The sequence below is a fragment of the Christiangramia sp. 3-2217-3z genome (genome assembly GCF_051195275.1).
In the GTDB taxonomy this organism is placed as follows: domain Bacteria; phylum Bacteroidota; class Bacteroidia; order Flavobacteriales; family Flavobacteriaceae; genus Christiangramia; species Christiangramia marina.
The window spans coordinates 1-5,456 of record NZ_JBNJLI010000020.1 but is presented as its reverse complement, the minus strand read 5'-3'; the positions used below and the strand labels follow the sequence as shown (position 1 = coordinate 5,456).

Annotated in this window: 8 protein-coding genes; all 8 read left to right on the top strand. The window is 31.6% G+C overall.

Annotation, left to right across the window (positions count from 1 at the left end; translation table 11 throughout):
* On the top strand, nt 1-582 hold a 582-nt coding region (locus ACSHZO_RS15565; RefSeq protein ID WP_298248376.1), incomplete at its 5' end, for an IS30 family transposase.
* A gap of 100 nt (nt 583-682) precedes the next feature.
* Complete coding sequence (locus ACSHZO_RS15560) at nt 683-1,117, top strand: hypothetical protein (RefSeq protein ID WP_298248375.1); 435 nt, start codon at nt 683-685, stop codon at nt 1,115-1,117.
* The gene (locus ACSHZO_RS15555) at nt 1,118-1,312 is read left to right on the top strand and encodes a hypothetical protein (protein WP_298248374.1); all 195 of its coding nucleotides are present in this window, start codon (nt 1,118-1,120) and stop codon (nt 1,310-1,312) included.
* A 159-nt stretch (nt 1,313-1,471) separates the two neighbouring features.
* Nucleotides 1,472-2,185, top strand: coding sequence for a hypothetical protein (locus tag ACSHZO_RS15550; protein ID WP_298248373.1), 714 nt, complete (start codon nt 1,472-1,474; stop codon nt 2,183-2,185).
* Nucleotides 2,186-2,428: 243 nt separating this feature from the next.
* Nucleotides 2,429-2,854, top strand: coding sequence for a hypothetical protein (locus tag ACSHZO_RS15545; protein WP_298248372.1), 426 nt, complete (start codon nt 2,429-2,431; stop codon nt 2,852-2,854).
* A 173-nt stretch (nt 2,855-3,027) separates the two neighbouring features.
* Nucleotides 3,028-3,504 (top strand): SRPBCC family protein, encoded by a 477-nt coding sequence (locus ACSHZO_RS15540; protein WP_298248371.1) that lies wholly within the window; start codon nt 3,028-3,030, stop codon nt 3,502-3,504.
* A gap of 220 nt (nt 3,505-3,724) precedes the next feature.
* Nucleotides 3,725-4,675 (top strand): Fic family protein, encoded by a 951-nt coding sequence (locus ACSHZO_RS15535; RefSeq protein ID WP_193712410.1) that lies wholly within the window; start codon nt 3,725-3,727, stop codon nt 4,673-4,675.
* 163 nt (nt 4,676-4,838) lie between these two features.
* Complete coding sequence (locus tag ACSHZO_RS15530) at nt 4,839-5,300, top strand: hypothetical protein (RefSeq protein ID WP_298248370.1); 462 nt, start codon at nt 4,839-4,841, stop codon at nt 5,298-5,300.
* The last annotated feature ends 156 nt before the right edge of the window (nt 5,301-5,456 follow it).

Below are 5,456 nucleotides of genomic sequence, written 5' to 3'. Positions count from 1 at the left end.
GGAACCGGACGAAGAAAATCAAGGATTAGACGAAGAAGAAAAGGAAGCAGAATTATCGATCAGGTCAGCATTGATCAAAGACCAGCACATATAAACCTCAGACAGGAAAGCGGTCACTGGGAAGGTGATCTCATGGTGGGCTCCAATCATAAAAGTGTTATCGGAACTATCGTAGAACGTAAGTTTAGATACACTCTAATTGTAAAATTAAACAATAAAAAATCAGATCATGTAAGTAAATTATTCTCTAAAACCTTAAATAAAATGGATCCAATCTTCAAGAAAACCATGACCTATGACAACGGAATTGAAATGGCAGCACATAAGAAAATCACTCAAAAAACAGGAATGCAAATCTACTTCGCTCACCCCTATTCTTCCTGGGAAAGAGGTACTAATGAAAACACCAATGGACTCATCAGAAGATACCTCCCTAAAGGAACTAGCTTTGCGCAAATTAATCAAAAACAGTTGCAGATCATACAGGATAAACTCAACAACAGACCTCGTAAAATACTAGGGTATAATACGCCACAAGAAATGATGGATCTCGAACGAAAAAAATTATATTTGAATACCTAACTTTTTAATACGCTTTGTTGCGCTACAACCTTGAATCCAGCAGAAATTAACTAATCAAGAATCGAAAAATATTAATTATCAACTTCCTTCATTAAGTAAATTGATTGAGGATGAAAATAGTGATTATGATATAATATTTATAAGTGTTTTTGATCATTGGTTGACAGAGAATGAATTTAATAAAGAAATTCACGAAATTGGTGAAAAAGAAATAGCAAATAGAAGAAGAAAATTTGAAAATTTCATTAGTGAACTTTATGATTTGACTCCAACATATTTATGGAAATATAAAAAGCAAAACAGATTCTATATCTACTCCGTTAATTCAAAAAATCATCTTCTTAAAAGGTGTGACATAAAAAATCAAACAGGAGAATCGGGAAAACGTTACGACATAATATTACCGGAATTCAGAGCCGTATATAGTGAAGAATGGGATTGGACAAATATTATAAGATTTAAAGAACGAGATAAAATCGAACCATTACTAACTCTTGCAAGGGAGATAGGATTAAACGTCTTGGAAAAGAATTAGATGGAAATAATTTTTGAAACGATAATAATTTTGATTTTGCAATATCCTGGAGCAGGAATCAGGTGGTTTATTTCAAGATTATGGAAATCCGATAGAAATTTCAAAGAGTTTTTGAAGGAAGATGCATTTATTAATGGAATGGTTAGTCTGCTATTTATAGCTGCAATTATTGTTGGAATTAATAAATTAATTTGAGAAAAAAACTAAGCACAACATCGGTTCATCGCAAATAACGGGTTAAGTCGAAAAAGTGTAATTTTAGAATCCAAAAAACAAAATAACTAAGCCGACAAGTCCGCGTCCTTACTCCCGCAACTTGCGATAACCGTAACCGTTGGGGCCAATTTTTATATAATGCTTCGTAATACAGAGGAAATTAAAGAAAGAATTGAGATTCTTCAAGATGCTTTAAAGGAATACACTGATAATTATCAGAATCCTTTCGCAATGATAACTCAAATAATGAAAACCATCGAAGAAAAAACTCCAGATGGTTTAAGGGAATTGGCAAAATACGGCTGGTATATAGACTATAGTCATCTACCTAAAACCTCTATAGAATTAGGAGAAAAACTAAAGAAAGGTAAAGTTGAGGAGGTCGATCAATTCCTGATTAATTACTACGAAAATGAATTAGAAAATATTGAAACTAGATTAATTAAAAAGAATCAACATAGAGAAGGAGTTTTAAAAGAAGGTATCCAAAATCACAGAAATAAAAACTATTTTTCTTCAATAACATTATTACTAACCCAAGCAGATGGATTATGTTATGACAAATCAAAAAAGTTGTTTTTCAAAAACAATTCTAAACTAACTAGAAGAAAGAAATACAAACCTGAAATTGAAGAAATCTTAGCTAATGATTCCGTGTTGTTATTGAAGGAATTTTTAGCTCCAATGAATGAACCTACTGCTATAAACGAACATAGTAGTAATCTTGAAAAATTTCCAGTTCGACTTAACCGACATGAAATACTGCACGGAATAGATTCAAATTATGGATCAAAAATAAATTCCTTAAAAATTATTTCATTTCTTAGTTACATAAATGATGTGTTACACTAAAAAAACAGGCCCCAACATCGGTTCATCGCAAATAACGGGTAGTTTGCTGAAAATGGTTACTTTAGAGACCAATTGTGAAAACTACTAAGCCGACAAGTCCGCGTCATTACTCCCGCAACTTGCGATAACCGTAACCGTTGTAGCGCATTTTTTCAAAGAAAAATTCATTTTCGTAATTGATTATAGAAAAAAATAATTCAATACATTAAATTCAAATAATACTTATTAAAAACACTTTTCGAAATGAATATTTCTGATTTAAATAAAAAACTAAAAAAGAGTGGAATTGATGAAAATGAGTATTATTTAAACGGACTTTGTGGCTCAAAAAACAATAATGACAAAATAGCTTTAAGTATAAAAAAAGGGAAATTTGGAATTGAATATGAAACTTATTTTATCGAAAAAGGTGAAAAACATTCTGTAATCAAATTTGACCAGGAAAAAGAAGCCTGTGATTATGTTTATCGCAAACTAATTCAAAAAAAGATAGAATCATTAATTCAAAATCAATCAGACTTCTTAGGAACAACGGTTAATGAAAGATTGTATTTATCAGGTTTAATGAATGAATTTGAAATCGCTAAAAAACAGAATAAAAAATTAGCCAAAGATATTTTGAGATGGTTAAAAGTAGATAAACTTTCTATAGAAAAAATTATCGATTAAAGTTTATAGAATCAAAAACGCGCAACAACAACGGCTCATCGCAAATAACGGGTATTGCCGAAAAAGTGTAATTTTAGAAACCAGGAAAGAAAACAATTAAGCCGACAACTCCGCGTCCCTACTCACGCAACTTGCGATAGCCGAGACCGTTAGCACGCATATTCGGAAAGAGAATGCCAAGAATAAAATTACTGACTCACATAAAGGCTGACAAAGAATTGGTGTTCAATTTATCAAGAAGTATTGATTTACATAAAATTTCGGTAGCACAAACCAATGAAGAAGCTATTGCTGGAGTAACAAGTGGCTTAATTGGTCCAAATGAAAGTGTAACCTGGAAAGGAAAACATTTTGGAGTTACTCAAAAATTGACAACTAAAATTACTGATTACAACTACTCCGACAATTTCCCCGATGAAATGGTAAGTGGTGCTTTTGAGAGTTTCAAACATCAGCACATATTTAGTAAAGAAGAAAATGGAACTTTAATGACAGATATTTTTGACTATAAATCACCATTAATGTTTTTAGGGAAAATTGCAGACTATCTCTTTCTAAGAAATTATATGACAAGATTATTAGGGCAAAGAAATCAAATAATAAAAGAGTTCGCAGAATCTGACAAATGGAAAGAAGTGAAATTGGAGTAAAATACGCGAGCTAACAGCGGTTCATCTCAAATTACGGGTTTTTTAGGAAAAAGTGTATTTTTAGAAACCAAGAATCAAAATGGTTAATCCGACAAGTCCGCGTCCCTACTCCCGCAACTTGCGATAACCGCAAACCGTTGTGCCCAATTAAAATCACGATTTTTCCTTCAAATATTAATCAAATGATCTTATATTTGATAATATCAAATGATAGTATCAAATGAAACCACCTTACGATATAACACCCAATATATTAAAAGAAATAACTTCTATTTCCGAAAAAGTTGGAGCTATCAATGCAAACTATTTATACAAACCTTCTCCCAAATTGAGAAAGGAAAATAGAATAAAAACTATTCATTCTTCACTAAAAATTGAGGGTAACACATTAACTGAAGAACAGATTACAGCTTTGCTTGAAAATAAGAGGATCATTGGTCCAAAAAAGGATGTAAAAGAAGTTTTAAATGCAATTGAGATCTATGAACATTTAGAAAATTATAAACCATCAAATGAAAAATCATTTCTAGAATGCCATAAACATTTGATGAATAATCTTATAGAAGATGCCGGAAAATATAGAAAACAAGGGGTTGGAATAATGAAAGGATCACAAGTAGAACATTTTGCTCCGCCCTACCAAAATGTTCCTTATTTGATGAAAGACTTATTTAATTACTTGAAAACGTCAAATGAAATAGAGCTAATAAAAAGCTGTGTTTTTCATTATGAAATGGAATTTATTCATCCATTTTTAGATGGAAATGGTAGAATGGGAAGATTATGGCAAACTTTAATATTGATGGAAAAATATCCAATTTTTGAATATTTACCTTTCGAAACTTTGATAAGCAAAGACCAGGAAAAGTACTATAAAGCGTTATCAGATAGTGATAAGTCTGGAAATTCAACAGCTTTTATAGATTATATGCTGGGCGTAATCAATAAATCATTAGATGAATTACTAGATTTCAATAGCCGTACTTTAAATGAGAGAGATCGCCTTGAATATTTCCTATCGCTCAACAAAAGAGAATTTACCAGAAAAGATTATATGGAGGTTTTCAAAGATATTTCTGCAGCAACAGCAAGTCGTGATTTGAAGAAAGGAGTAGAACTCAAATTATTTAAAAAAATAGGTGATAAAAATAAAACCAGATACAGCATTTAACTGGGCACAACATCGCATATTCGCAATTGCGGCCATTCAGCTAAAAGAGAGCTTTTAGAAATCATGAATAACTAACTAAAGCGGACAAATCCGTATTTTCACTACCACAACTGACGAATATACGTAACCGTTAGGTGCAAGCGGATCGCGATTGTAACAAAGAATGAAAACAGATAAATCAGTATATAAAATAACTAAAGCGGCTATAGATCGATTAGAGCCGAAAGAAACGGACTGGAAATTCACTAGCCTGATAAATCCAGATTCAGAAAAAATTATAACTGACTTTGATTTAATCGCAAATGAAATTCCAATTATTGAAATATCTGACAAGCAGTCAAAAACTTTAATTTCAACAAGAAGAATTTTAGAAATTGATAATTCTACAAGGAGAGAGATAAAATTTCAAAATATAGTAAGTTATGATTTTGGGGATTTTAAAAGTGAAATTGACAATCCAGAATTATCAAAATTCACAACTATTGATTTGAGGAACAATCGACAAAATTTTCAAATTGAAACTGGAAAAGCTGCAATCGTAATTATGACAACTTTAAATACAATAAAAAATCTGACCAAGCCGCCAGCACCTAACAACGGTTCACCGCAAATAACGGGTAACTAGATGAAAATTGTTATTTTAGAGATCAATTATTAAATCAACTAATCCGACAAATCCGCGTCCTTACTCCCGCAACTTGCGGTAACCGTATTCCAAGATCAAAAACAAACCATTTTCAATAAATTTTAAGCAGCATATTTGCATAGATCTACGTAGGGT